This is a genomic window from Acinetobacter pullicarnis (assembly GCF_006352475.1).
Classification (GTDB): domain Bacteria; phylum Pseudomonadota; class Gammaproteobacteria; order Pseudomonadales; family Moraxellaceae; genus Acinetobacter; species Acinetobacter pullicarnis.
In genome coordinates, this window is the sequence record NZ_VCMZ01000001.1 from 1,178,409 (window position 1) to 1,205,265 (window position 26,857).

Consider the following 26,857-nt stretch of genomic DNA (forward strand, 5'->3'; position numbering starts at 1 on the left):
TTTATGAATCAACTTGACGCAGTCCCAAGTATCATGCCACAGGCGATTATTTCTGCACAGCAACTCACGCAATGTATACCGTTAAATAGCCAACCCTTAAGCATTTTTGAAAACTTAAATGTCGATATTTACGCGGGTGAGCAGGTTGCCATTACGGGGCGATCTGGCTCTGGCAAGTCGACATTACTGGGTGTTTTAGCGACTTTGGATCGTGCCAGCGCAGGGCAACTTTATGTCTGTGGTGAGGCCGTGCATGATCTGCCAGAAGAACAACGTGCGCGCGTGAGGTTGCAGCATATTGGTTTTGTTTTTCAAGCCTTTCAATTGTTGCCCGATTTAACTGCACTTGAAAATGTGATGTTGCCTCTGCGTTTGCAAGCCAATTTTAAATATGCCGAAGCTGAGCAAAAAGCATTACACATGCTTGAGAAAGTCGGTTTAGTCCGCCAAGCCAAACAAACGCCCAAAGTACTGTCAGGTGGCGAGCAGCAACGGGTCGCTATTGCACGAGCATTAATTACCACCCCGAAAATCATTTTTGCTGATGAACCAACAGGCAATTTAGACGAGCATACTGCGGCGGAAATTGAGCAGCTGTTATTCCGTTTAAATCAGGAATTAGGCACAACACTGGTGTTGGTGACCCATGATGTGCAATTGGCCGCGCAATGCCAGCGTCATCTCGAATTACATGATGGACAATTGATTGAGCATCATCGTGCACAGTCTGTGGATGCACAGCGATGAATGGGCTATTTCAGGTTCTACGCAAGCAAAGCTTTGCCAATACTGGGATTTATTTACTAATTTTTGCATTGTGTCTGGCGATTAGTGCCACCACAGCACTGAAGTTTAGCCATCAAAAAATTCAAGATGCGGTCACGCGACAAGCTGCAAAAATGCAAGCAGCTGATTTGGTACTCACCGATCAAAACCCCTTGGATCAAAAATGGCGAAGCTTGGCGACCGAGCTTGAGTTAGAACAATCAGAAGTCACCATGTTTGGTTCGATGGCGCATACCAATGATCAGTTTGTGATGGTCAATGTTAAAGCAATTCAGCCGAATTTCCCTTTGCGCGGTGAACTGCAACTGGCTCAGCAAACTGGTCCTATGCAATCAGGTGAAGTTTGGCTCAGTCCAAGAGCGATGGATCTGCTTCAAGTAAAGCTCTCGGACAACATTGAAATTGCAGATGCAACGTTTAAAGTGACAGGGCGTATTGAGCAAGAATCTAATCAAGAGTTGGGCTTTTCTGCATTCTCTCCCACCGTGATTATTTCACAGCAAGATGTTGCCAAAACCAAAGCCATTCAAGTGGGGAGTCGCGCTGAATATCGCTTACTCATGGTGGGTGCGCCTGAACAGGTGACCGCATTTCGCAAAGCTTTTAATAAAGACAAAAAAGCATTGGCTGCACAGCAGGCAGCAGCCATACAGGCTGAAAATAGCCTAAGCGTAGATGGTCAGGCTACGGCTCGTTCAAGTGTAGACAGTCAAGCGGCCACAGCTCAAACAACAGCAGCTCAGCAGGCTGACAACGAAAGTGCGGCAACGGCCAATACTTTAAAACTACGTACAGCAGAGCAGGCCAATTCACGTTTGATCAAGCCGATTGAAAATTTAGAAACCTTTTTACAGCTGGCCAATATTCTCACCATTTTATTGTGTGGGATTGCAATTGCCTTGAGTAGTCAGCGTTATGTACAGCAAAGCCAAGATCATATTGCACTGATCCGTTGTATGGGCGCGACCAGACGCCAAATTTTCTCCGCATTTGCTTGGTTGCTGCTACAAGTGATTGCGGTGGCAACGCTATTGGGCAGCTTATTTGGCTTGGGTTTAGCTTATTTGTTATTACAACTGATGTTGCAATTGATTCCCCAATTGGAACTGACCTTTTCGCTCTGGGATATGTTGATGGGGCCTTTGCCAATTGCGATTTTCACCAGTGTGGTGGTGTTGCTCGGCTTTGTTTTGCCCAGTTTATGGGAGCTGCTGAATACCGCACCAATTCGGGTGTTGCGCCAACAGCAAAAGTCAGCAAAATCATGGTGGGTGATGTTCAGTGCTGGCATACTCAGTTTGATCATATTTAGTCTGGTGCTCACTGAAAATCTGATCTTGACCACTTTGGTGATTGGTTCTCTCTTGCTTGTCAGCGGTTTATTGTATCTGTTGATTTGGCTCGTGCTCAATCGCATCAAGGCCATGAAAAATCGCTTTTCAAGCTATATTGGCATGCCAACCCAAAGTGCCTTACAAATTACTGCATTGGCTTTGGGCTTGAGTTTGATTACGGTGTTGGCAGTATTGCGTACCGATTTATTGGCGCGGTGGCAGCAACAACTTCCAGAAAAAACCCCCAATCAATTTGTTTATGGTTTGCCACCTTTTGAATTAGATGCATTTAAGCAGCAACTTGCAGAACAGCATTGGCAGGGTACTGCGTTGTATCCGAATATCCGTGGACGCTTGATTGAAAAAAATGCCAAGCCGTTTAGTGCAGAAATGATCCGCGATAATAATGCACTTAAACGTGAGTTAAATCTGACACAGACCAGAGAATACCCAGAAGATAATTTGATTGTGGCAGGTGCTGCAAGCTTGAATCAACCTGGTGAAGTTTCTGTAGAAGCTAAATTGGCTGCTGAATTGGGCATTCAATTGGGGGATCAGCTGACTTTTAGTCTTCCAGAAGGACCATTAACAGCCAAGGTGGTGAGCTTTAGACAGGTGGAGTGGCAGAGTTTTAGTCCAAACTTCTTTTTTATCTTTTCACCTGAAACCCTCGATGAAAATGCAGGCAGTTATTTGGGCAGCTTTTATGTGCCTGAAGCCGAAAAGCCAAAACTAATCCATCTGATTCAGCAATTTAGCAATACCGTCTTTGTTGATGTGTCGCTGATTTTGGAAGAGGTAAAGCGCCTAGTCAATGTTTTGGTGCAAGTCATAACAGTTTTAGCAGTCTTGGTGAGCTTGTCCGGCTTTTTGGTGCTGCTGGCTTGTATTAACTTGATGATGGATGCACGTAAGCGCGAAGTGGCGTTAATGCGTTCCTTTGGTGCTGCCAAAGGGCAGTTGAAAAATCGCTTAAGCCTGGAAGTTGGATTGATGGGTTTTTTTGCAGGGATCATGGCCTGTTTATTTGCAGAGTTGATCAGTGCAATCATGGCTTATCGTATGCATTTAGAGGTACAGCTGCACTGGCCAATTTGGGTCATTTTGCCACTGCTCATGACCCTATTGTGCGGCTTGATTGGGCGTTACCGTCTCAGTTATTTATGTGATTTACCACCGCTGCAAAGTTTGCGTGAGTTGAATCAGTAAAACATACATCTGTGCATGCGTCAGCCAGTACATCGGTACATCAATAAAGCAGGGGGCGCAATTAGCGCCCTAACTGTTGTTGCATATTATTTAGTGCTTCTTGCCATAAAGGCATGATTGGTTCAATTTGCATCAGGCAATATTGGTAGGCGGCATAACAAAGCAAAGCACCAAGCAATAAAATAATCGCGAGCATGACTTTGGGGAGCTTAAAGTGCTGAACGGCATACCACGCAATCGCCAGTAATGCACCCATGATCATGCCACCGACATGTGCTGCATTATTAATTCCAGAGGTGAGTAGGCCAAAGACTAAGTTAATACCCATGATGGTAAGCAGTGAACGTTTATCTAAGGCCATCTGCTGACGTGCTAAACGTGGGAAGAATGCCAAGGCGGTTAATGCACCCCCAATCCCCATTACCGCACCAGATGCACCGGCAGATACGCGCGGCAGTAGACTACCATCTAAATCTTTAATATTTTCAATAAAGGTATAGCTGTTGTGGATATCCACATAAGCGCTGAGTAAGCTGCCCATCAAGCCAGCCAAAACATACATTGCTAAAAAATAAACACGGCCGAATGTTTGTTCTGCTAAATTCCCAAAAATATACAAGGCCCACATATTGAACATTAAATGCGGCAAACCAAAATGAAAAAACATACTGCTGAATAAGCGATATGGTTCCTGTAATAAGGTTAAAGGTGCATAATCAGCACCCCAATGAATCGCATCTGCGATCTCTGGTGAGCTAATATCAACACCGCTCAAGATTTGCCAGCCAAACAGCATCACATTGATGAAAATCAGGCCTAGGGTTACTTTTGCCAGTGGTGGCTTTGCTGGCATATGCAGGGCTGAGTCGTTGTTTGGTGGCCAATTTGACATGAATTGATCATCTATTATGAGTTAATGCGTAGCTTAGCATGAAATTAAAATGAACTCGTCGAGGAGTGAAATAGCACGATGAAAGCCTTTGTGCTGAGAGCGATTCTGCTCTTATTGAGTGTGCTGGTGATTATTCAGCTTTGGATTTTTTCAAGCTTGGTGTGGTGGCGTAGTCATCCTGTTGAAAATACCATGTTTATGCGACTAGATTATCTCTCTGATTTTCAACCGATTGAACATCAGTGGGTCGACTATGATCAAATCAGCATTCATTTTAAACGGGCGATCGTTGAAGCAGAAGATGCACAGTTTCTAAAACACCATGGTTTTGACTGGGGGGGAATTGAATATGCTTTACAACGTAATATCAATAACGAAAAAGTGGTAGCCGGTGGCTCAACCATCTCACAGCAATTGGCGAAAAATCTATTTTTTTATAATCGACGTTCTTATTTTCGCAAAGGACAAGAGTCGATTGCTACCGTGTTGATGGAACGAATGTGGACCAAGCAGCGTATTCTAGAGGTCTATATGAACTCAGTTGAATTTGGCGATCATCTCTATGGTATTGAAGCGGCATCACGTTTTTATTTTAATAAAAATGCGGCTGATTTAAACCGTGAACAGGCGGCTTTTTTGGCGGCATTATTGCCCAATCCCAAGTATTATCAGCAGCATCGCAAAGATCCTAAATTCCTGCGTAAACAAAAACTCATTTTAAAATATATCAACTATAGCCAGGTTCCGACCTAAACTTGAATGGATATAGAAAATAGTTGAATGGTCATTAATTTAAAGACTGATGAGTTCGCATTCAATACTATTAAACGCTTTTTATTTATACATTTTTTTATGAAAATGTCATAAATTTAAAGCATACTTAGCTAATAACAGTTAAAACGGGTTGGTGGCATGAACAGCGAAGTGAATAGTACCGCAATAGAATATTCTTATAATGAGCGCTATATCAATCGAGAGCTTTCAATTCTAGATTTTCATTTACGGGTCTTAGAGCAAGCGGTCGATCCATTGCATCCCCTATTAGATCGAATGAATTTCTTGCTGATTTTCTCATTAAATATGGATGAGTTTTTTGAAATTCGTGTGGCGGGCGTGATGGAGCAGTTGTCACTTGGCAATGAAAGCCGAACCCCAGACGGCTTAACCCCAAAACAAGTTTTAGAGTCAATTTCAAAAACAGCACATGCAGCAATAGAGCGTCAGTACCGCATTTTAAATGAAGAAATTTTACCAAAACTGAGAGAAGAAGATATTCGTTTTCTCCGCCGTGGTGAATTGAGCCCAGCACAGTCTTCGTGGATTAAAAAATACTTCCAAGAACAAGTTGCCCCTGTACTGACCCCAATCAGTCTGGATCCTGCGCATCCGTTTCCACGTTTGGTTAACAAAAGCTTAAACTTCATCGTGACCTTAGAAGGTAAAGATGCTTTCGGTCGTCAAATTGATTTGGCGGTTGTACCTGCACCACGTTCATTGCCTCGTGTCGTACGTTTACCCGAAGAGTTGACTGGTGGAAGTGAGCATTTTGTGATGCTGTCTGCCATCATTCATGAACATATTTCAGATTTATTCCCTGGCATGACGGCAACCGGTTGTTATCAGTTCCGTGTGACGCGAAATGCAGACTTAGCATTAAATGAAGATGTTGAAGATTTAGCAATTGCACTCAAAGGCGAATTGAACTCTCGTCGTTTTGGTCGCGCTGTGCGTCTTGAAGTGACCGAAAACTGTCCAAAGCATATTTACGAATATTTGCTCAATGAATTCGATCTTGAACTTGAACAACTGTATAAAGTCGATGGTCCAGTCAATTTGGCACGATTAGGTTCTAATTTTAGACAGCCACATTTACGTTATGACTCTCATACGCCTGTTGTACCTAAGGTTTTAAAAAAGTCAGAAAATATTTTTTCTGCTATGCAAAAGCAAGATATTTTGCTGCATCATCCCTTTGAATCTTTTGCGCCTGTCATTAATTTATTGCGTGAAGCTGCACGAGACCCGCAAGTTTTAGCGATTAAGCAAACCTTATATCGTAGTGGCGCAGACTCTGAAATTGTACAGGTTCTGGCAGAAGCTGCACGCAATGGCAAAGAGGTGACTGCGGTTATCGAGCTACGTGCGCGGTTTGATGAAGAGTCCAATATTGCAGTGGCCAATGTATTGCAAGAAGCGGGTGCAGTCGTTGTGTATGGCATTGTCGGCTATAAAACCCATGCCAAAATGATTTTAGTGGTACGCCGTGAAAACAATAAACTGGTGCGCTATGTGCATTTAGGCACAGGTAATTATCATGCGGGCAATGCACGTATTTATACCGATTATGGTTTGCTCACCACAGACAAAGAGTTGTGTGAAGATGTGCATCGCATTTTTCAAGAATTGACTGGCATGGGTAAAATGGCCAAGTTGAAGAAGTTACTGCATGCACCATTTACCCTACATGCTCAGCTGATTAACTATATTGATGAAGAAATTAGCAACGTCAAAGCAGGCAAACCCGCACATATTATTATTAAAGTGAATGCACTGACTGAAGTGCAACTGATTAATAAATTGTATGAAGCTTCACAGGCAGGCGTACAAGTTGATTTGATTATTCGTTCAATTTGCTGTCTACGCCCAGGCTTGCCAAATCTCTCTGAAAATATCCGTGTGCGTTCGATTGTCGGACGTTTCTTGGAACATACGCGGGTGTTTTATTTTAGCAATGCTGGCGCACATCGAATTTATTGTTCAAGCGCGGACTGGATGGATCGTAACTTGTTTAGTCGCGTTGAAGCCTGTTTCCCGGTTGAAGATCCAGCATTGAAAAAACGTATTTACCATCAAGGCTTACTAACCTACTTAAAGGACAATCAACAAGCGTGGTTGCTGCAAGGGGATGGTCGCTGGATACGTGCCGAATTGGCCGAAGGTGAAAAACCACATAATGCGCAGAAAGAACTGACTGCCTTGATTGTGTGATTGTATTTTGCTGAAAATCAGACAATAAAAAAGGCAGCCTCTTGGCTGCCTTGATTTTTTTGAATGAGTATTATGAACCGCGACCCATCACACCACGAATGGTGTTCATGATGTCTGCAGGCAATACCACAGTTTTGGCATTATTTGATTTAGACATATCTTGCATGGCTTTAACGTATTGTTCGCCAAGTAAATAGGCCACTGGGATTTCTTTGTCGCCCACCGCACTAGTCACCATTTCAATGGCTTTTTGTGAGGCTTCTGCCAAGACCACTTGTGCTTCTGCATCACGACGTGAGGCTTCTAAACGACCATCTGCTTCTAAAATCGCTGCCTGTTTTTCACCATCAGCTTTAGTCACAGTTGCACGACGTTGACGTTCAGCCGCTGCTTGTGCTTCCATCGCAGATTGCATGGTTGTAGATGGTTGAATATCTTGAATTTCAACAGTTTTAAGGGTAATTCCCCAATCTGAAATATCATCAGAAATGGCTGCTTTTAATTTGGCTTTAATGTGATCACGTGAAGATAGGGCATCATCTAGATCCATTTCACCGACAATTGAACGTAGCGCAGTTTGCACTAAGTTTTGAATCGCCCAGTTATAATTTTCAATCCCGTAAACTGCTTTTTGCGGATTGGTAATATTAATATAGGCAACTGCGTTCATCAGCAGAACTGCGTTATCACGGGTGATCACTTCTTGTGATGGAATATCCAATACAATATCTTTGGTGGTAACTTTATAAGCCACTTCGTCCACATAAGGAATGACAAAGTTTAAACCTGGTTCGAGCTTGGTATGATATTTACCAAGACGTTGCACAATCCAGTTATAACCCTGCGGTACAATACGAACACCTTTAAAAATGGTGGTTGCTACAAACAGTAGCAGGACCAAAACAACAATTGAGCCAATGCCCATGATTAAAACCTCTTTATTGTATTCAAGTGAATTGCTTCAATTGAAGTCATTTATGTGAAAAATTCAAGTATAAAGATTGAATATAAATTAAGTAAACGTTGTGCTGCTTTGATAAGGTTTGACCACCAAATCATTGCCGAGAATATCGGTAACCGTCACACGGTCGCCAACTTCGACAGGGCTTAAACTACGGCAATTCCATTCATCAGAACCAAGTACAGGCAGGGCAAAGCGGACACGAATTTCATTATGTGCCAGTCCAGTTTGAATCACCATGCCAGTCTGGCCAATGGTGGCTTCGCGTGACATTCCAGCTTTGGTTTTATCGATGGACAAGGGTTTAATAAATTTAAACCAAAGGATTGTGCAGCCAATAGACAGAATAATCCAAAGTACGACCTGAAAGGTGAAACTCATTGATGGGAATAGTAAAAAGATAAGCGAGACAACAATGGCGGCAATGCCAAACCATAAGGCGGCAAACGCTGGCAGAATGAGTTCTGACAAAATCAGCAGAATGCCCAATACAAACCAATGCCAAGGTTCAAAAATAAAATTCATGCATCTACTCTATCGTTATGATTCATATAGATGAGGATTCATCGCTATGAATGTAGCAGAACAATGCGAAAATACATAACAAAACTTGTGCATTCGGCTTTTATTGCTTTTCCAGTTTAATACTGTTGGCTACAGGAACCGACTGCGATTAAAATTTCGCAGCAGGAGCCGGTTTAAGTGCAGCAGGTGATTTTTTAAAATTACTAATCGCCGTTTGAATGGCTGTGATTTTGGCTTGTGCCGCTTTTTCACCTTCTAAAATGGCTTGATTACTGGCCTTTAAATCGAGTGTACCCAGATGTCCAACTTTGGGTTGAATCACGACAGTCGCTTGCGCCAGTTCATTGTTAATACTTTGCTGTCCCATAATGTTGATGGTTTGGTCTAATAAACCCCACATACTTGAAGGTTGACTACCAGATGGCCGTGCTGAAATATCCACTGCAATAACAATATCAGCGCCCATACTTCTTGCTGTCTGCACGGGGATAGGACTCACTAAACCACCATCAACATATTGATATTTCCCGATTTTCGCAGGTACAAATACGTTTGGAATACTGCATGAGGCACGTACTGCCTGACCCGCATTACCTTTGATAAATTCTGACTTTTTACCGGTATCTAAACGCGTAGCAACCGCAGAAAAACGAATCGGAAATTTCTCAATCGCTTGATTACCGACATTGCGATTAATATAGTCTTGTAGTTTCTGACCGACCACAAAGCCTTGGCTACTCAAAGTAAGGTCACGGATATCGGACTCTTTTAGCTGCAAGGCCAGTTGTTGCATTTGATAAGGGGTTTTACCACTGGCATAAATACTGCCAACAAAGCTACCGGCACTGGTACCAGTCACAATTTTCGGTTTAATACCGTGAGATTCTAAAACTTTAAGAACGCCAATATGCGCAAAACCTTTGGCACCGCCGCCGCCCAACGCAATTGCAATCACGGGTTCACGTGCAGCAATTGGCGTTGTGGTTGGTTTGGTGATGGCATTTTTATCACAAGCAACAAGCGCTAGACTCATGATGCTGATGAATCCAAGTTGTTTTAAACGCATAATCATTCATATCTGTAGAGGGCAAAATATGCTGCACATCACAGCAGATTCTTAGGTGCTTTTCTAGCCTTTTTTACAAAGTTTTTGTAAAGGTTTTGAGAGCCAATCTACATTTTTGGGAGAGAACTGACCTTGATAGATGTCTAAAATCTTGATTAAGTCTGGTTCATAATCTCCCGTGGTGTGAAACAGCCCCAAACAGCGAATGGTTTTATGATCATAATCAAAAGAAAAGATCACAATGGGGAGCTTGGCGGCATGTGCAATGTGATAAAAACCACTTTTTATTTTTTCAGCCCGCTTACGGGTACCTTCGGGCGCAATGGCAATCCAAATTTTATCTTGTTGTTGAATGCGATGCAGAATCTGTTGTGTGAGTCCAGTTGCGTGATTGCGGTTTACAGGAATGACCCCAACCCAGTTCAGGAGATGTTTCAAAGGGGTGTTAAAGAGACTGGCTTTGCCCAAAATCGTAAATTTAATGCCAACACCCAACAAGGCTAAAAATCCATACCAAGCATCGTAGTTTGAGGTGTGCGGTGTAATAATAGCGACCGCTTTGGGGACATTGGGAAATTCACCAACGAATTGCCAGCCTTGCTTTAAATACAGTTGTTTGAAGAATTGACGGCTGATCAGATTACCGCGTTGTGGTACTTGATCAGGCAGGGTCGGGAATATTTGTGGCATGGAATGGCAACTTTATTTTGATGATATTCATATTATTCTGCCCATCATTCAGTAACATAGAAAAAATATCAAGTAAGTAGCATCGAATTTATGGGCGACACTTCATTTTTATATTTTATGACGAGCTCATGTTGAGGGTAAGCAAGCGATGCCACTAAAACCAGCACAGCTTTATCTGCTGTTCTTTTCATTATATTGGGCACAAGGTTTACCGGTGGGGTTTATGACTCAGGCCTTGCCGGTTATTTTACGGATGCAAGGCGTGTCTTTGGCACATATTGGTGGTTTTGGTTTGCTCATGGCACCTTGGGCGCTGAAAGTATTGTGGGCACCTTGGGTGGATCGGGTTGGTATACCAGCCTTAGGTCACTATCGTGCTTGGATTTTAATCACTCAACTCTCTAGTATTGTGATTTTAATAGTATTGTCTTATCTCCCAATTGAGTCGTTGAATCATCCGACTTATTTACTGCTATTTTTCATCGCATTGCTAAGCATGAATTGTATGGGAGCAACCCAAGATATTGCGACGGATGCCTTGGCGGTACGCAGCTTAAAAGCGGCCCAACAACACTGGGGCAATATGTTTCAGGTGATTGGTTCACGTTTAGGTTTTATTGTGGGTGGTGGGGCGATCCTTTGGGCCTTAGATTTTTTAAGCTGGCAATCTACATTTATGCTGTTAGCGGGATTGCTGGCATTGAATACAATTCCGATCCTGTATTTTAACGAAGGCGACTCTGCGAGATCCTCGGTTATAAATGCACAGCCTGTTTTAGCCAAGCAAACACTACGCGAGTATTTACATTCCTATGTGAGGTATTTCAGCCAAACCAAAGTCATGTTTTTATGGTTGTTGGTGTTGCTTAGTGTCAAAGTTACTGATGGTTTATCAGGACCAATTAGCAAACCGTTATTGGTGGATCTCGGATTAAGCCTAAGTCAAATTGGTATCTACATCACGATGCTGGGGGCTGCGGCGGCATTAATGGGAGCATTTTTGGCCAGTCTATGTCTGCAACGTTTAGCTCGGCAGCATGCTTTTGTCTTATTTTCCATCTTGAAATTATCGACCGTATTCGGTTTTGCCGGGTTAGCACAGCAATATGAGCAAGGGCAGCATGTGGCGCATTGGTTAATCTATGTGATTAATGCTCTTGAAGATTTATTTTCCGCAATGTTATTGGTGGTCATACTGACCTTGGTGATGCAGTATAGTCGCCACAGTCATGCGGGAACTGATTTCACTTTACAGGTGTCAATTATGGCATTGGTGAGTGGGGTGTTTTATACACTGAGCGGTATTCTTGGAGATTACTTGGGTTACAAAACTTATTTAATGCTGATTGGTATTGTTGGTATATTTATGTTGTTGCCTGCTTATCTTTGGCAGCGCTGTTATAACACTGAAAAATAAGTAACATTGTAATAAAACAAATAAAGTGAATTAAAGTAAAACGGCTTTAAGTTGTTTTTAAGTTTTATTTATTACATTCATCTGCGTGATCAATACGAAATATTTAATATAAAATGTCAAATTTTCTAGCAAAAATGAAATTACCGAACTTAAAACTCTCAATAACTGCTTTTAATTTTTTAGTTGCAGTCTGGATTGGTATTTTTTTAAACTTTGCTTTTTTAGAGCAAATTAATACCCTCACACCGTATCGGGGTCTAAAGGCCTATCTTTTTGTGTTTGCGACGGGCTGTGTATTGGTTGCACTCTATAATCTTATTTTTCAGATTATTAATTGGAAATGGACCGTTAAGCTCTTTAGCATCATTCTGATTTTTATTGGTGGTTTTAGTGCCTATTTTGTGGGTTCGCTAGGCGTATTGATTACCCCGGATCAAATTCAAAATAGCATCCAAACTGATGCCAAAGAGGCTGCAGATTTATTATCAATGCGCTTTATTATTTGGGCATTGCTCGGCGTGCTTTTACCAATCTTAGTATTATGTTGGATTAAAATTAAACCAGAACCACTGAGTAAAGTGCTGATTAAAAAGGCCATAAGTGCGGTTGCTTCTTTTGCTGTTATTTTAGGGCTGCTATTTATTTTCTATGTCGATTATGCAGCAATATTTCGTGAGAATCGCAGTATTAAGGGCATGATCTCACCGCAGAATGTGATTGCATCCAGTTATTCTTATTTTCATAAAAAAGCCCCAAAGAAAAATTTACCTTTACTGGCTTATGGTGAAGATGCACATTTAAATAGCACGGCTGCTAAGGATGCACTGCCTAAACTGATGGTCTTGGTGGTTGGTGAGACCGCACGGGCAGAAAGTTTTTCACTGAACGGTTATGCACGAAATACCAATCCGGAACTGTCTAAACAAGCGCAACTGATCAATTTTAGTCAGGTGAGTTCTTGTGGGACGGCTACAGCAGTTTCAGTACCTTGTATGTTTTCAGGGATGCCGCGCAAACAATATGATGAGCGTTTAGCAAGTCACCGTGAAGGCTTACTCGATGTTGCGCAACGTGCAGGCTATAAAGTGACTTGGATGAGCAATAATTCAGGTTGTAAAGGTGTTTGCGATCGGGTAGAACAATATCAAATTCCTGAAGAAGTTAAACAGAAATGGTGCGTAGCGAATGAATGTAAAGATGGCATTTTGGTGGATGCTTTAACGGATTATATTGGAAAAATTCCCAAAGATGATCAAACCCCAAGATTGGTGGTCTTACATCAGTTAGGCAGTCATGGACCTGCTTATTATAAGCGTGCACCAGATGAGTTTAGACATTTTAAGCCCTTCTGTGACACCAATGCGATCCAAGGCTGTAGCAGTGAGCAGCTAGTGAATGTCTATGATAATTCAATTGTTTATACCGACCATATATTGAATCAAGTGATTGAAGTATTGAAAAAACAATCACACTATCGCACAGGATTTTGGTATCTCTCTGATCATGGTGAATCTACAGGCGAGCGTGGCATGTACTTGCATGGTGCCCCTTATGCGATGGCACCGAGTCAACAGACTCATGTGCCGATGATGATGTGGTTCTCAGATCAATGGGCTGCGAATGCCGCAGATCAAGTCGCTTGTTTGTCTCGTCAGAAATCAACCGAACTCAGTCAAGATAATTTATTTCCAAGCCTTCTTAGTTTACTCGATGTGAAATCGGAAGTTATTGATATCAATAATGATATGCTACAGCGATGCAAGGTTTAAAGCTCAGCCAAGGAAAAATCATGACAAATATATTGATGATTGAAGATGATTTCATGATTGCAGAATCGACGATAACGTTACTGAATTTTCATCAGTTTGAAGTCGAATGGGTGAATAATGGGCTAGATGGTTTGAAGTCACTGAATAAAAATAGCTTTGACCTCATTCTGCTTGATCTTGGCTTACCGATGATGGATGGTATACAGGTTCTCAAACAAATTCGGCAAAAAACCAATATTCCTGTCTTGATTATTTCTGCACGTGATCAATTAGAAAATCGCGTTGAGGGTTTAAATCAAGGTGCCGATGACTATCTGATTAAACCGTATGAGTTTGATGAGTTAATCGCGCGTATTCATGCCTTATTGCGTCGTTGTGGGCGAGATCCATTACAGCAACCGACTGAGTCTAAAATGCAGAGTGGGGATGTAATTCTTGATGTTGAACAACATGTCGCAACCCTAAACGGCGTCGAGGTTGAATTGTCCAATCGTGAATGGGCGATTTTAATGCCGTTAATGCTGCATCCCAATAAAATATTTTCCAAAGCCAATCTAGAAGATAAGCTCTATGCCTTTGATAGTGAAATTAGTAGTAATACCATCGAAGTTTATGTACATCATCTTAGAGCAAAATTGGGAAAAGATTTCATTCGTACCATTCGTGGTTTAGGCTATCGTTTGGGGCAGCCACAGAAGTTATAGAGTTATGTTCAAGCGCTATTCACTCAAAAAACGTTTAATCACTTATATCTCTGTATTTAGTGTGGTCTTAGGCTGTGTTTTAGTGCTCGAAGCTTATCGGATTTCATTGCGAGAACTCGATGAAATCTTAGATGCGCAAATGGTTTATTTGGCTGAACGGGTTGCGTTAAATGTACATCCGATCCAAAGCCAATTTAATGAACATAGACATTATCACGAAGAAGATTTATTTATTGATGTCTGGGCCTATGCCGATCATAGCGATGTTAATCATAAGCAACATATGTTGGTTTCTCAAAAGGACAGCCCAGGGTTCTATACGCATGAAAATGATAATGGTGAATGGGTGACCTATATTATCCCAGTCAAAGATTATCAAATTCAGATTAGTCAACAACTTAAGGTCCGTAAAATTCTTGCCTTAGAGTTGGCAGGCAGTATGTTTCTTCCCTACTTGCTGATTTTTCCTTTAGGAATTTTGGCGTTGGTGTTAATTATTAGTCGAAATTTAAAGCCTTTGGAAGATTTTAAAACCGAATTGTCGCAGCGCGATTCTAATGATTTGGGTGCAATTATAAACAGCCATTATCCTGATGAATTAATCCCGACAATTAATGAAATGAATAGTTTATTTGAGCGGATTCAATTGGGACAGCAGGAACAAAAGCAGTTTATTGCCGATGCTGCACATGAGCTCCGTACACCGATTACTGCATTAAACTTACAGACCAAAATACTATTAAGTCAAAACCCAGAAGATAAAAATCTCAATAATTTAGCCAAAGGTTTGGCGCGTATCCAACATTTGGTTTCGCAGCTTTTGGCATTGGCAAAACAAGATGCTGCTTTAAATCAAGACGAGTTGATCTCTAATTTTTCCTTGAATGATATTGTGGTGCAATCCATTGAACAACTTATGAATCTTGCAATGGAAAAAGAACTGGATATGGGCTTGGTGCGCAATGAGTTGGTCCAGATACAAAGTATTGAGCAATCTATTCACTCGGTTATTTACAATCTATTAGACAATGCAATTAAATATACCCCAAATGCTGGGGTCATCAATATTTCAATATTTCAAACAAACATAAATAGTGTGACGATTTTAATTGAAGACAGTGGAATGGGAATTCCAGCAGCGCAATATGAAATGGTGCTAAAACGTTTTTATCGAGTGCATCATCATTTAATCGTGGGCAGTGGCCTTGGACTTGCTATTGTAGATAAAGCCATTCAACAATTAGGCGGGCATTTTGAGCTGTCTAAAAGTCAGGATCTTGGTGGCTTAGCAGCACGTGTTACTTTGCCACTGCACTATCATAAAAAAGAACTTCTCAGCGAAGTCTAAGTGTCATCCATCGATTTAAGATTCAGCACAACTGCTTAGATCATCGGTAAAGGCTTTTGCAATTCGATGGCTTTAAAAAATAAAAAACATTTTTTAGCACGTTTACCATCACTTCCTAGTTTTTCAAAATTGATATGTCTCGCCCAGCGTAGTCGATGGCTTACTTTTAAAATACCAAGATAGGTTTTTGTTGAAGGTAGGATTTTATCTAAAAAAATCTGGCTAGCTTGTGCTAATTGTTGTTCATTAAACAGATGTGCTGTTGAAAAAATAAGACATAACCAATCTCGAACCTGACAGGATTGCACATCAAGTACTTGTCCTGGATCAGTTTCAAAGTCGATAAATGTAAATTGATGCGCTTCATCAACCAGGATATTACGTGCGAAGGCTTCACTTAAATAACTATTTTTACTGTGAATTGAGGAAATCGCATCAATGGCTGCATGAAATAGCTTGATTTGCTGTTCAGGTTGTTCGTGGAGTTGCGCTAAGGCTTGATCCAACTGTAGTACCTGTTTGCCATTTGCAGCAGCATCTTCAATTAAGAGGCCATATTCACTGCTTGCCAATAGGGTTGGGGTTGAAATCCCGAGCGCTTGTAAACTTTGAATGCGTTGAACTTCACATTGAATCGCTTTATGACCGCCGTAGTTGGGAATCGGTGTAAGCACTTTAAGCTGAAAAAACTGAGCTAGCCATCGCAGTGGGATATAAATCCAAGTTGAGTGGCGCGCTGATGCTTTTTTAAGCCAAACTTTCATCTCTCCAATATGATAGGACTGGATATTGCTATTTTGGAGTTGAATTGAGTTATTTAAAAAGTGATTTAAATCGGACATATATAACGTTAGGTAAAATAATTATCTACAAGTCTATATTATTTTAATGAATTTAAGGAAAAATTAAGTTAAGTCATGTTGTTTTATTTAATTAAATCAATCTTAAATTACAATAAGATGAAAAAAGGTTACTTTTTCACAATTCATAAATATTATTGGGTGTGATGTAGGTTAGTGGGGGAATAAAGGGACTGTGTTGATGAAGATTTTGGGAAGCCGATGAGAAAAACAAAAAAAGCAGATATAACGTTTATACCTGCTGTTGCTGAAAGAGCTTGGTGTCGTTAATTGAGGACTGGCACCGTTTGCTTTACTGGCGCGGGTTGCTGAGCGAGTTGCGCATGCGCTAGTAGTTTTCGATAAAATACTGCAAAAAATACAGCATTTAGCGCAAAGACATACCAACCTGTCCATAAATTATGGCTCAAAAAGTGTGCGCCACGCATCATCTGGCCCCAGCCCATCGTAAAACCAAACACCAGGCCTGCAAATAGAAAGAAATAGGCGCGTTTAGGCTGACTTAGACGATAGACAAAATAACCAGTCATTAATGCAAAACCTGCACTGGCATGGCCACCAGGAAAACAATGCCCTTGTGTGGCAGAAAAATCCCAAACTAAGCCTGAGCTTGAGGTTTCAACCATATTCCAAGGACAGTCATGACGAGACTGCGATTTTATTATGCCCACCAATGCTGTGGAAAGAATACTGACCCCAAACATATATGCATAAATAACCCGATTGGGTTTTAAGCGGTCAATTTTGAATGAAAGCAACCAGAGGACTAAAAAGCTCGCATACACCACGATCATTATATATTTTAAAATCTGATGATTCCAAAAAGTTAAAAATGCATGATAACGGTTGAAAAAATGTCCAGACTGATCTACCCAAGGTTGAATAAAGTAGAGATCAATTTTTCCGCCTATAGGAAAAAATACCAACAGCGCCAAGCAAGTAAATAACAAGATTGAGCTATCGGTCATGAGATATTTTTTTTGGCTCGGCTGAAGCATCATTAGAATTTGAATATACGGTTTTGTTAAAATAAATTTCAACATTCAAAACTTAAATTTCTCTTAAAAAGGCTGAAGCAATTTTGTTATTTGAGTGGATTATCACAGCATCGAAAATGATGCTGGTTAAAATAATAAAAATAATCTCACTGTGCAATACGCTGCATAATAAATACGCTATTTAGTCGTTTGCATCGTATTCATAAATTATTTTAGGCTACATTTTAAACTTTTATTGTGGCTGTCAGGGATTAAAGAAAGACTGCAGCTAAACCAGCACCAAGCGACATTAAATAGATAGGATGAATTTTTTTAACTAAGCCAAGTACGCTTGTTAAAACTACCACAGCAATGAGTACATGTTGTTGTACAGATGCTTCTGCTATTAGCCAAGCACTGCTTAAAACCAAACCAACTGTAATTGGCTGTAGGGCAAGTTCTAGTGTGGTCTTAAAAGGATGGGTTTTAAATGAATCCCAAAATTTAAGTGCATATAATGTAATCACAGAGGAGGGGCCAAATTTCGCAATACAGGTTACTACTAAACCCAATGGTCCCGCAACATGCCAGCCCAGTAAAGGAATAATCATCATATTGGGTCCCGGTGCGGCTTGTGCCAGTGCAAACATTGCTTGAAATTGATCTGCGGATACCCAGTGCTGTACATTCACGGCTTGATGCTGTAATGCCGGTAAAATCGCATTTCCACCGCCAAAAGATAAAATAGACAACTGTGTAAATATTAGTGCAAGTAAGCAAAGTGTCGGGATCATTGTTGTACTGCCTTTTTGACCGTTAAAATGGTTAGGTTGATACTAAGCAAAATGATCAGGGTTAATGCCAGAGGCAGTTTAAGCCAGAGCACAAAAACCGAAGTCAGGACAAGACTGGGTAAAATTAAAATGCTTTTAATAATTGGTTTGAGCATTTTAAAACCTGTTGCAAACAGCAACCCAGCCGCTGCGGCAGCAAGCCCTGCAATCATGTTTTTAATAATTGGAATATTTTGAAATTGTGCATAGATTTGATACATCGCGATGACAATCAATGTCGGTGCTGAAATCAATCCCAATACAGCACAAATTGCACCGTGAATGCCATGAAATCGCATACCAATTGCAGCAGCCATATTAATAATATTACCGCCAGGTAATATTTGGCAGATACCTAGCAAATCGATAAATTCCGCTGAACTTAACCATTTTTGATCTTCAACAATCATATGTTGTGCAAGCGGTAATACCCCACCAAAGCCCATTAATCCAAGCTTCATAAAACCCAAGAAAAGTTGTCTTGACGTTGGTTTATAAAGTGCTGCGATTTGTATTGTATTTTGATTCATCTCTGCACCATTCAAATTTACTTTTACTGAAGTATGGGCTTGTTTAGTTATGTTGAAAAATGCTAATTTTGCTGTAATCCATACTTATAAAGTATTGCTATGTTGGATATCGCTAAACTGAATGCCTTTGTCGTGGTGGTTGAGGAAAGTAATATTTCTAAGGCTGCTGTACGTTTAAATATGCAACAGCCGCCTTTGACACGTTTGATTAAAAGCCTTGAAGATGAGCTGGGTGTCTTATTATTTAATCGCTTGCCACGTGGTGTGGAAACGACTCAAGCCGGTCAAGTGCTCTACCAAGAAGCACGCAGTATTTTGAGTCACGCACAAAGTATTCAGCAACGTCTGAGCTATATTGCAAAAGGAATGGAAGGGCAGCTTCGAATTGGGTTTACCAACTCGGCTGGATTACATGCATTTTTGCCGACACTTTTAGCACAGTATCGTGCTTTATATCCTGCGGTGAATATTCATTTGGAAGAACATGGCAGTCGTGCATTAACAGAAGCCATTTTAAATCAAAAACTCGATATTGCATTTTTACGAAAACCAGCGGCTGAGGGTTTAGGCTTAACCAGTATTCATTTATTTGATGAACCTTTGATGGTTGCTTTGCCGATTGACCATCCGTTGGCTGAAATGCAGGAGAGCATTGATATGGCTGATTTAGCACAAGATGATTTTGTATTATATCGTCGCTTAAACGGTCAAGATTTATATGATCATATTTTATCGCTTTGCTTACAGGCTGGTTTTCGACCGAGAATAATTCAAGAAACCCCACGCTTGACGTTGAGTTTAAATTTGATTGCTGCTGGGATTGGCATTTCGATTGTGCCACAGTCGATTCAACACTTTTGGAATAAGCAGATTATTTATAAAGCGATTCATGCTGAGAACAGCTGTAATGCACCCGTATATGCGATATATTCAGATGCGAAAGAGAATATATATGTGCAACATATTCTGGAGTTGTTAAAAACAATTTCTCCGAATTGAATTAAAAGGGTAAGCCATTATTTATTCGAAGCGTTGTATCTATTCGTGATTTATAAAAAACAACATCCTCTACTTTATCTAAAGGGAATTAGGCCGATGCGATCTTCCACTATTGTTTTCGCGACTTTACTATTTGGTGGTCTAGCTGAAAATGTCTATGCGCAGCCTATTCAAGCGCTGAGTTTTCAGCATGCAGAATGGGAGCTATATTGTAGTAATACAGGAACTTGCCAAGCAGCAGGCTATCAATCAGATGATGGTGAGAGCTTACCCGTATCTATTTTATTGCGTCGCCAAGCGGGAGCCAAGCAGCCGGTGCAAGCGGAGTTTGCTTTGGGTTCAGATTATGGTGAAACCTTGCAATACAGCAAGCTTAAAAATATTCACTTTTATATCAACAATAAAGATCTTGGGCGAATTGAGGTTGATGGCGATGAAGCGCCATTGATGGGGATATTAAATACCCAGCAAAAAAATGCATTATTACAGCAGGCCAATCAATCGGTAAAAATCGAGTTTAAAAATAGTGATTATGCTTGGCGCGTTTCAGATCAAGGAATGACCGCAGTGCTATTAAAAATGGATGATTTTCAGAAGCGTGTGGGGACTAAGGCGGCTTTAGTCAAAAAAGGTCCAGCCGATGAATCTAAAGTTTTGGCAGTACAAGCCAAAATCGTGGTCAAAAAAGTAAAAACAGCCGAACAAGTCTATTTAACCATTCAACCAGATGCCAAGCAGTATAAAGCTTTACATAACAAGCTAATGGCTGCCCGTCCGAAGCAGCAGGATGGCTATGATGCATGTGAGGGGATTTATGATAGGGGTGAACCAAAATCTCAAGCAATTGATCTCTATACGTTAAGTAATAATAAAGTCTTGGCAACGACATTATGTTGGCGCGGTGCGTATAACGAAGGTTATGGCGCTTGGGTATTGGATCGCTCTCTCAGCGGGAAAGTTACATATGTCACTGAAATGGCAAGTGATATCGGCAGTGGTGAAATTTATGCATCACAAAAGGGCCGGGGTATCGGGGACTGTTGGAGTATGAATCAATGGATTTGGGATGGTCAGAACTTTGTGCATACGATTGATCGTTGGACTGGGATGTGTAAAGCCTTGGCGGCGGGTGGTGTGTGGAATTTAGATAAAATTGAAGCGGTGGTGCGGGAATAGCTGTGGTTTGATTGCGATCTGGTTCAGCTAGGGAGGGGGGCATTAATCGAAAATACGTCCCAGAAGTAAAAAGAACTTCTTAATAAGAAAAATAAAACCTTTAAATATTGCGTAAAGAAAAAACTCCCCCAAAAACTCTGCTAAAAATGAGCTACCTTCGGGTTTTTTAGGGTGCTGTTGATCTTGGGTGTTTTGATTTGGTGTATCTAAGTGATGCGCTGGTTGATGTAATGGTTGTTGCTGTTGAGCACTGGGAAGATCTTGCGTCGCTGGGCGAGTGTGTTTTTTGAGTTGAGAAAACTGATTTGAATCGAGTGGTTTACTCTGTGGGATTTCATCTGAGGTCGAGAATACAAGTTTATAAAAAATTAAAAGTAAAATAAGAATTAAACCGCCAGATAATAAAAATAAGGACATATTGTTTTAATGCATCGCTGTTAATGAAACGGTTAGAATGTTTTAAGTTTAGCTATGGTTGTTTAGAAGTCAATGTGTTTGATCGATCAGCAGTAGAGAGGATTTAGGACAGCATTGGCCAGTGATTATTAAAAATAGTTTGCAGACAATATGAACCGATGCTGAGTGAAAAATTCAAAAATATAATCGAAGTCTGAACTTTATCTGTAATATAAATAAAAATTGAAAGCGTATTTACGGAGTGATCACGTGGGGAAATATTTATATTGCGGTCTTAGTCTGGTTATTTTAAGTGGTGGTGTTGCTTATGCAGCGCCAGAACTTGAACAGTATCGTGGCATGCAAGGCCAAGGCGCACAGTTTAAAGATTTTAAAGTACTGACCCAACAAGGTTATATCAGCAAAAAACCACAAGTTTCTCGCTATGACTATAACGATGTCTTTAAAGTGAAGAAGCCATTACAGTTTGCTGGCCAAGACGTGATTTATATAACAGACGAATATATGTCTGAATATGTGGGTTGCTGTGTGAGTGAAGGCTGGGGGGCTTTATTTAAAAAGACCAGTGCATTAACTGAACTCAAAAACTTTGCTAATGCAAACTTTTGCTCACTAAAGCCCTTTGATCCCAAAGACAGTCAATATTATACGCAGAAAATTTTGGCTGCTCCGCAAGCTGAATATTATGAATTGTCTTGTCGAGAACGTGATTTAGAGTCTGGGAATTAGGCCACTACGGGATTATTTATTGCGAGATTATCTAAGGGATTATCTATCCAATAATTGCATGCAAAGATAAACAAAAAAACCCACTTTAAAGCGGGTTTGATTGTATTTAGGGATAGCGATTAAAGGAGGAGTCTCAATAATGAGATTAACCCAATAATTGTTTCATCAATTGATTGACTTGTGCTGGATTGGCTTTGCCTTTAGAGGCTTTCATGACTTGACCGACTAAACCGTTAAAGGCTTTGTCTTTACCAGACTTGTACTCTTCAACCATTTTTTCATTGGCTGCCAGCACATCTTTAATAATGGCTTCAATCGCACCAGTATCGGTTTCTTGCTTCAAGCCTTTTTCAGCAATAATGGTATCTGCAGTTTGACCTTCAGATTCCCACATAAAGCCAAAGACTTGTTTTGCAATTTTACCGCTAATGGTGTTGTCGACGATGCGTGCCACCATACCGCCAAGCTGTTGCGCAGAAACAGGAGAGGCTTGAATATCAAGACCTGCTTTGTTTAAAGCAGCTGAGAATTCACCCATTACCCAGTTGGCTGCCAATTTGGCTTGAGCCGCACCACCAGCCGCTTGTACGGTGGTCTCGTAGAAGTCTGCCATTTCACGTGAAAGTGTCAGTACATGCGCGTCATATTCAGTAATGCCATAGTTTTCAACAAAACGAGCACGACAGGCTGCTGGTAATTCTGGCAAATCGGCACGAATGCGCTCAATTTGCGCATCTGAAATAATGACCGGCAACAAATCAGGGTCTGGGAAGTAGCGGTAATCGTTGGCTTCTTCTTTCGAACGCATTGAACGAGTTTCCATTTTTACTGGATCGAACAAACGCGTTTCTTGGCTAATTTTGCCACCAGCTTCAAGAATGTCCATTTGACGTTCAATTTCAACGTTAATTGCACGTTCAATAAAGCGGAAAGAGTTGATGTTTTTCAATTCACAACGGGTACCGAATTCATTGCCAGGACGACGTAACGACACGTTACAGTCACAACGGAATGAACCTTCAGCCATGTTGCCATCTGAAATACCTAACCAGCGTACCAAGCTATGAATGGCTTTTACATAGGCAACCGCTTCATCGACTGAACGCATGTCGGGCTCAGAAACGATTTCAAGCAACGGCGTGCTAGCACGGTTTAAGTCAATCCCAGTCATGCCAGCAAAATCTTCATGCAGTGATTTACCAGCATCTTCTTCTAAATGCGCACGGGTAATCCCAACACGTTTGATGCTGCCATCTTCAAGCTGAATGTCGATATGCCCCAATCCAACAATTGGATTGTCCATTTGGCTAATTTGATAGCCTTTTGGAGAGTCAGGATAGAAATAATTTTTACGTGCAAACACTGATGCTTGATCGATATACGCATCGACACCCAAGCCAAAACGAATCGCCAAATCAACCACGGCTTGGTTCAAAACGGGCAATACACCAGGCATCGCCAAATCGACAATGCTGGCTTGGGTATTGGGATCTTGACCAAACTCAGTCGAAGAGCCAGAGAAAATTTTAGATTGAGTCATCAGCTGAGTATGAATCTCAAGGCCAATGACCACTTCCCAGCCATCAATCAGCTTTAATTTTTGCGCTTCAGTCATTATGCATTCTCCTCAGCAATTGCCGCACGTTTGCTATGCCAATCAGTGGCTTGTTGGTATTGATGTACAACTGAAAGTAACTGTGATTCTGACCAGTAGTTACCAATTAATTGTAGGCCAACAGGAAGTTGGTTTTGATCAAATCCAACCGGAGCATTAATAGCCGGTAAGCCTGCGAGGTTGACTGCGATGGTGTAAATATCACCCAAATACATTTCAACTGGATCTAAAGACGCGCCAATTTTATAGGCGGTGGTTGGTGCAGAAGGTGCAGCAATCACATCGACATTTTCAAAGGCTTTTAAGAAGTCTTGTTGAATTAAACGACGGACTTTCTGTGCTTTCACATAATATGCATCGTAATAACCAGCAGAAAGCGCATAGGTTCCGATTAAGATACGGCGTTGTACTTCTGGGCCAAAACCTTCAGAACGTGAACGGGTATATAAGTCCATCAAGTCAACTGGATTTTCACAGCGATAGCCATAACGGACGCCATCATAGCGAGAAAGGTTAGATGATGCTTCTGCCGGTGCAATCAGGTAATAGGTTGATACGTAGCTATCGACCATAGACAGATCAATCTCAACCAAGATTGCGCCCATGTCTTCAAGTTGCTTTAACGATTCTTCAACACGTGCTTTGACGTCTGACGCCAAACCTGCAACATTAAAATATTGCTTTGGAATACCAATGCGTAAACCTTTGACCGCAGTTTTGGTTAAGTTCGCAACATAGTCATCTACTGGTTGATCAACCGAAGTCGAATCTTTGGCATCATGACCTGCCATGGTATTCATTAAATACGCACAGTCTTCAGCCGAACGCGCCATTGGGCCAGCTTGGTCCAATGAAGAGGCGAATGCCACGATCCCAAAACGTGAAACACGACCATAAGTCGGTTTAAGCCCAGTCAAGCCACAGAAAGACGCAGGTTGACGAATAGAGCCACCGGTATCTGTACCTGTTGCGAAGGGTGCGAGGTCTGCTGCAACCACCGCTGCAGAGCCACCTGACGAACCTCCTGGCACGTGATCGAGATTCCATGGGTTTCTGGTTGCGCCATAATAGGAGCTTTCAGAGGTTGAGCCCATGGCGAACTCATCCATATTCACTTTACCCAAAGTGATTAGGCCGGCTTGTTTGGTTTTGCTGACCACAGTTGCATCGTAGGGTGCGATAAAATTGTCTAACATTTTCGAACCTGCAGAGGTACGAATCCCTTGGGTGCAGAAAATATCTTTATGTGCGAGCGGAATACCGGTCAACGTGGTGGCTTGACCTGCTTGGCGCAATTGATCAGCTTGATCAGCCTCAGCAAGTGCTTGTTCTGCTGTTACGGTAATATAAGATTTGATCTGTGAATCAATTTTTGCGATACGATCTAAATAGTGTTGCGTCAACTCACGTGATGAGAACTGGGCGGTTTTTAGACCTTCAGCCATTTCGCGAATAGAAAAACGATGTAAATCAGTCATGAGTACAATTCTTTACGTTTAAAATTAAAATAAGTTCTACTGATTAAATATTATTCAATCACACGAGGGACCAGATAGAGGCCATCTTGCACAGCAGGTGCAACCGCTTGATATTCATCACGGTGATTGGTCTCAGTGACGACATCTGGGCGCAAAGGCTGTGCATTATCGAAAGGGCTCTTTAAAGGTTCAACGCCCGCTGTATCAAAGCCTTTCAAGCTCTCCATCATGGCGAGGATTTTATTCAAACTTTGTGCGTATTCAGTTTGTTGCGTTTCATTCAGTGTTAACCGTGCCAGATTAGCAATGCTTGAAACAATTTGTGCATTTAACGCTGCAGAATGCTGTGCATTCGATGTTGACATAACATCTCACCTAATCAGTTTTAAAAAAAATCAAAAATACATGCCTTATAATAAGCGATTGACTTGTTCAAATCATCACATTTAGTTAAAGTTGCCATCTTGCGTCCACATAAAAGTTTAACTGGGAACGACCCGTGATTCTAAAACGACTAATTGGCTTGTTTTCGCCTGATCTTGCGATTGATTTGGGCACCGCGAATACGCTTATTTATGCACCAGGAAGGGGCATTATACTGAATGAACCGACTGTGGTGGCGATTCGACATAGCGGCTCACAAAAAATAGTAGCTGCCGTTGGCTTGGATGCTAAGCAAATGCTTGGGCGTACACCAGCCAACATTTCTGCCATTCGTCCAATGAAAGACGGTGTAATTGCCGATTTTGAAGTGACTGAAACCATGCTTAACCGCTTTATTAGTAAAGTGCATGAAAAACGTCTCTTCCCACCTGCACCACGTGTTGTGGTTTGTGTACCGTGTAAATCGACCTTGGTAGAGCGCCGTGCAATTCGTGAAGCTGTATTTAATGCAGGCGCACGTGATGTTCGTCTCATCGAAGAACCGATGGCTGCTGCAATTGGCGCTGGTATGCCGGTTGAGCAAGCTTGTGGTTCGATGGTGGTTGATGTTGGTGGTGGTACCACTGAAATTGCGATCATTTCACTACAAGGCTGTGTTTACGCAGATTCACTCCGCATAGGCGGTGATGTGTTTGATGAACAGATTATCTACTATGTACGTAAAGCGCATGGTTGTGTGATTGGTGAAACCACTGCAGAAAATATTAAAAAACAAGTTGGTATGGCTATTTCAGACGGCACTGTACTTGAAATTGAAGTACGTGGCCGTAATTTGGCAGAAGGGGTACCTCGCGCCATTACTGTGACTTCAGAAGAAGTAACGCAAGCCATTACTGATCCATTACAAAGTATTGTCAGTGCGGTTAAATCAGCACTCGAACAAACACCACCAGAATTATCATCCGATATTGCCGAACGCGGTATTGTGTTGACTGGCGGTGGTGCATTACTCCGTAATTTAGATAAATTACTGTCTCAAGAAACAGGCTTGCCTGTTATGGTTGCTGAAGATCCACTGACTTGCGTGACACGCGGTGGTGGTAAAGTCCTTGAGTTTTTTGACAATCCTAACCACGATATGCTTTTTGTTGGTTAAGTAATCAGAGAAGG

The 26,857-nt window shown here is 41.4% G+C and carries 25 protein-coding genes; 12 read left to right on the forward strand and 13 right to left on the reverse strand.

Translation table 11 applies throughout. The annotated features are described in order from the left end of the window. The first annotated feature begins 3 nt into the window (after positions 1-3). Both FD716_RS04995 and FD716_RS05000 read left to right on the forward strand, forming a co-directional pair. Positions 4-747, forward strand: a complete 744-nt coding sequence (locus FD716_RS04995; protein WP_139851253.1) for an ABC transporter ATP-binding protein — start codon at positions 4-6, stop codon at positions 745-747. Then, positions 744-3,329, forward strand: a complete 2,586-nt coding sequence (locus FD716_RS05000; protein WP_139851254.1) for an ABC transporter permease — start codon at positions 744-746, stop codon at positions 3,327-3,329. Before FD716_RS04995 ends, FD716_RS05000 begins: the two co-directional genes overlap by 4 nt. A 61-nt stretch (positions 3,330-3,390) precedes the next feature. On the opposite strand, the gene FD716_RS05005 is transcribed toward FD716_RS05000, so the two are convergent. Further along, the gene (locus FD716_RS05005) at positions 3,391-4,221 is read right to left on the reverse strand and encodes a rhomboid family intramembrane serine protease (RefSeq protein ID WP_139851255.1); all 831 of its coding nucleotides are present in this window, start codon (positions 4,219-4,221) and stop codon (positions 3,391-3,393) included. A gap of 78 nt (positions 4,222-4,299) precedes the next feature. Between FD716_RS05005 and mtgA the strand changes: the two genes are divergently transcribed. Together mtgA and ppk1 are read left to right on the forward strand one after the other, a co-directional pair. Further along, complete coding sequence (gene mtgA / locus FD716_RS05010) at positions 4,300-4,974, forward strand: monofunctional biosynthetic peptidoglycan transglycosylase (RefSeq protein WP_139851256.1); 675 nt, start codon at positions 4,300-4,302, stop codon at positions 4,972-4,974. 159 nt (positions 4,975-5,133) lie between these two features. Further along, positions 5,134-7,209 (forward strand): polyphosphate kinase 1, encoded by a 2,076-nt coding sequence (gene ppk1, locus FD716_RS05015; RefSeq protein WP_139851257.1) that lies wholly within the window; start codon positions 5,134-5,136, stop codon positions 7,207-7,209. 70 nt (positions 7,210-7,279) lie between these two features. On the opposite strand, the gene FD716_RS05020 is transcribed toward ppk1, so the two are convergent. From FD716_RS05020 to FD716_RS05035, 4 genes are all read right to left on the reverse strand, one after another. After that, entirely contained in the window at positions 7,280-8,134 is an 855-nt protein-coding gene (locus FD716_RS05020) for an SPFH domain-containing protein (protein WP_139851258.1), read from the reverse strand. Positions 8,135-8,221: 87 nt separating this feature from the next. Next, positions 8,222-8,695 (reverse strand): NfeD family protein, encoded by a 474-nt coding sequence (locus FD716_RS05025; protein ID WP_139851259.1) that lies wholly within the window; start codon positions 8,693-8,695, stop codon positions 8,222-8,224. Positions 8,696-8,843: 148 nt separating this feature from the next. Then, entirely contained in the window at positions 8,844-9,761 is a 918-nt protein-coding gene (locus tag FD716_RS05030) for a patatin-like phospholipase family protein (RefSeq protein ID WP_139851260.1), read from the reverse strand. Between the two features lie 63 nt (positions 9,762-9,824). Further along, complete coding sequence (locus FD716_RS05035) at positions 9,825-10,451, reverse strand: 1-acyl-sn-glycerol-3-phosphate acyltransferase (protein ID WP_139851261.1); 627 nt, start codon at positions 10,449-10,451, stop codon at positions 9,825-9,827. Positions 10,452-10,599: 148 nt separating this feature from the next. Between FD716_RS05035 and FD716_RS05040 the strand changes: the two genes are divergently transcribed. From FD716_RS05040 to FD716_RS05055, 4 genes are all read left to right on the forward strand, one after another. Next, entirely contained in the window at positions 10,600-11,868 is a 1,269-nt protein-coding gene (locus FD716_RS05040) for an MFS transporter (protein ID WP_139851262.1), read from the forward strand. A gap of 113 nt (positions 11,869-11,981) precedes the next feature. Next, a complete protein-coding gene (locus FD716_RS05045; protein ID WP_139851263.1) occupies positions 11,982-13,637 on the forward strand; it encodes a phosphoethanolamine transferase in 1,656 nt (551 codons plus the stop codon). Positions 13,638-13,657: 20 nt separating this feature from the next. Then, on the forward strand, positions 13,658-14,341 hold the full coding sequence (locus tag FD716_RS05050; protein WP_139851264.1) for a response regulator transcription factor: 684 nt from the start codon (positions 13,658-13,660) through the stop codon (positions 14,339-14,341). A gap of 4 nt (positions 14,342-14,345) precedes the next feature. Further along, the gene (locus FD716_RS05055; RefSeq protein WP_139851265.1) at positions 14,346-15,689 is read left to right on the forward strand and encodes an ATP-binding protein; all 1,344 of its coding nucleotides are present in this window, start codon (positions 14,346-14,348) and stop codon (positions 15,687-15,689) included. Positions 15,690-15,724: 35 nt separating this feature from the next. On the opposite strand, the gene FD716_RS05060 is transcribed toward FD716_RS05055, so the two are convergent. The 4 genes from FD716_RS05060 to FD716_RS05075 form a co-directional block, all read right to left on the reverse strand. Then, complete coding sequence (locus FD716_RS05060) at positions 15,725-16,531, reverse strand: BUD32 family EKC/KEOPS complex subunit (RefSeq protein ID WP_139851266.1); 807 nt, start codon at positions 16,529-16,531, stop codon at positions 15,725-15,727. A 284-nt stretch (positions 16,532-16,815) separates the two neighbouring features. Continuing rightward, complete coding sequence (locus FD716_RS05065) at positions 16,816-17,592, reverse strand: phosphatase PAP2 family protein (RefSeq protein WP_407641866.1); 777 nt, start codon at positions 17,590-17,592, stop codon at positions 16,816-16,818. A 206-nt stretch (positions 17,593-17,798) separates the two neighbouring features. Continuing rightward, entirely contained in the window at positions 17,799-18,320 is a 522-nt protein-coding gene (locus tag FD716_RS05070; protein WP_139851267.1) for a chromate transporter, read from the reverse strand. Further along, positions 18,317-18,889, reverse strand: a complete 573-nt coding sequence (locus FD716_RS05075) for a chromate transporter (protein WP_139851268.1) — start codon at positions 18,887-18,889, stop codon at positions 18,317-18,319. The genes FD716_RS05070 and FD716_RS05075 overlap by 4 nt, the downstream gene beginning before the upstream one ends. A 99-nt stretch (positions 18,890-18,988) precedes the next feature. On the opposite strand from FD716_RS05075, the gene FD716_RS05080 reads away from it, so the two are divergent. Together FD716_RS05080 and FD716_RS05085 are read left to right on the forward strand one after the other, a co-directional pair. Then, positions 18,989-19,888 carry a LysR family transcriptional regulator gene (locus tag FD716_RS05080; protein WP_139851269.1) on the forward strand — a complete coding sequence of 300 codons (900 nt, stop codon included), beginning with the start codon at positions 18,989-18,991 and terminating at the stop codon, positions 19,886-19,888. Positions 19,889-19,984: 96 nt separating this feature from the next. After that, positions 19,985-21,064 carry a DUF1176 domain-containing protein gene (locus tag FD716_RS05085; RefSeq protein ID WP_139851270.1) on the forward strand — a complete coding sequence of 360 codons (1,080 nt, stop codon included), beginning with the start codon at positions 19,985-19,987 and terminating at the stop codon, positions 21,062-21,064. 42 nt (positions 21,065-21,106) lie between these two features. Here FD716_RS05085 and FD716_RS05090 read toward each other — a convergent pair whose 3' ends face one another. Continuing rightward, positions 21,107-21,481 carry a hypothetical protein gene (locus FD716_RS05090; RefSeq protein ID WP_139851271.1) on the reverse strand — a complete coding sequence of 125 codons (375 nt, stop codon included), beginning with the start codon at positions 21,479-21,481 and terminating at the stop codon, positions 21,107-21,109. 249 nt (positions 21,482-21,730) lie between these two features. Here FD716_RS05090 and FD716_RS05095 point away from each other — a divergent pair, with 249 nt between their 5' ends. Further along, complete coding sequence (locus FD716_RS05095) at positions 21,731-22,210, forward strand: hypothetical protein (protein ID WP_139851272.1); 480 nt, start codon at positions 21,731-21,733, stop codon at positions 22,208-22,210. Positions 22,211-22,355: 145 nt separating this feature from the next. Here the strand turns inward: FD716_RS05095 and gatB are convergent, their stop codons facing one another. The 3 genes from gatB to gatC are packed head-to-tail and all read right to left on the reverse strand — an operon-like array spanning position 22,356 to position 25,668. Next, entirely contained in the window at positions 22,356-23,825 is a 1,470-nt protein-coding gene (gatB, locus tag FD716_RS05100) for an Asp-tRNA(Asn)/Glu-tRNA(Gln) amidotransferase subunit GatB (protein ID WP_139851273.1), read from the reverse strand. Then, the gene (gene gatA, locus FD716_RS05105; protein WP_139851274.1) at positions 23,825-25,303 is read right to left on the reverse strand and encodes an Asp-tRNA(Asn)/Glu-tRNA(Gln) amidotransferase subunit GatA; all 1,479 of its coding nucleotides are present in this window, start codon (positions 25,301-25,303) and stop codon (positions 23,825-23,827) included. Before gatA ends, gatB begins: the two co-directional genes overlap by 1 nt. Positions 25,304-25,353: 50 nt before the next feature. Then, entirely contained in the window at positions 25,354-25,668 is a 315-nt protein-coding gene (gene gatC, locus FD716_RS05110) for an Asp-tRNA(Asn)/Glu-tRNA(Gln) amidotransferase subunit GatC (protein ID WP_139851275.1), read from the reverse strand. A 134-nt stretch (positions 25,669-25,802) separates the two neighbouring features. On the opposite strand from gatC, the gene FD716_RS05115 reads away from it, so the two are divergent. Then, a complete protein-coding gene (locus FD716_RS05115; RefSeq protein WP_139851276.1) occupies positions 25,803-26,843 on the forward strand; it encodes a rod shape-determining protein in 1,041 nt (346 codons plus the stop codon). Positions 26,844-26,857 lie beyond the last annotated feature (14 nt).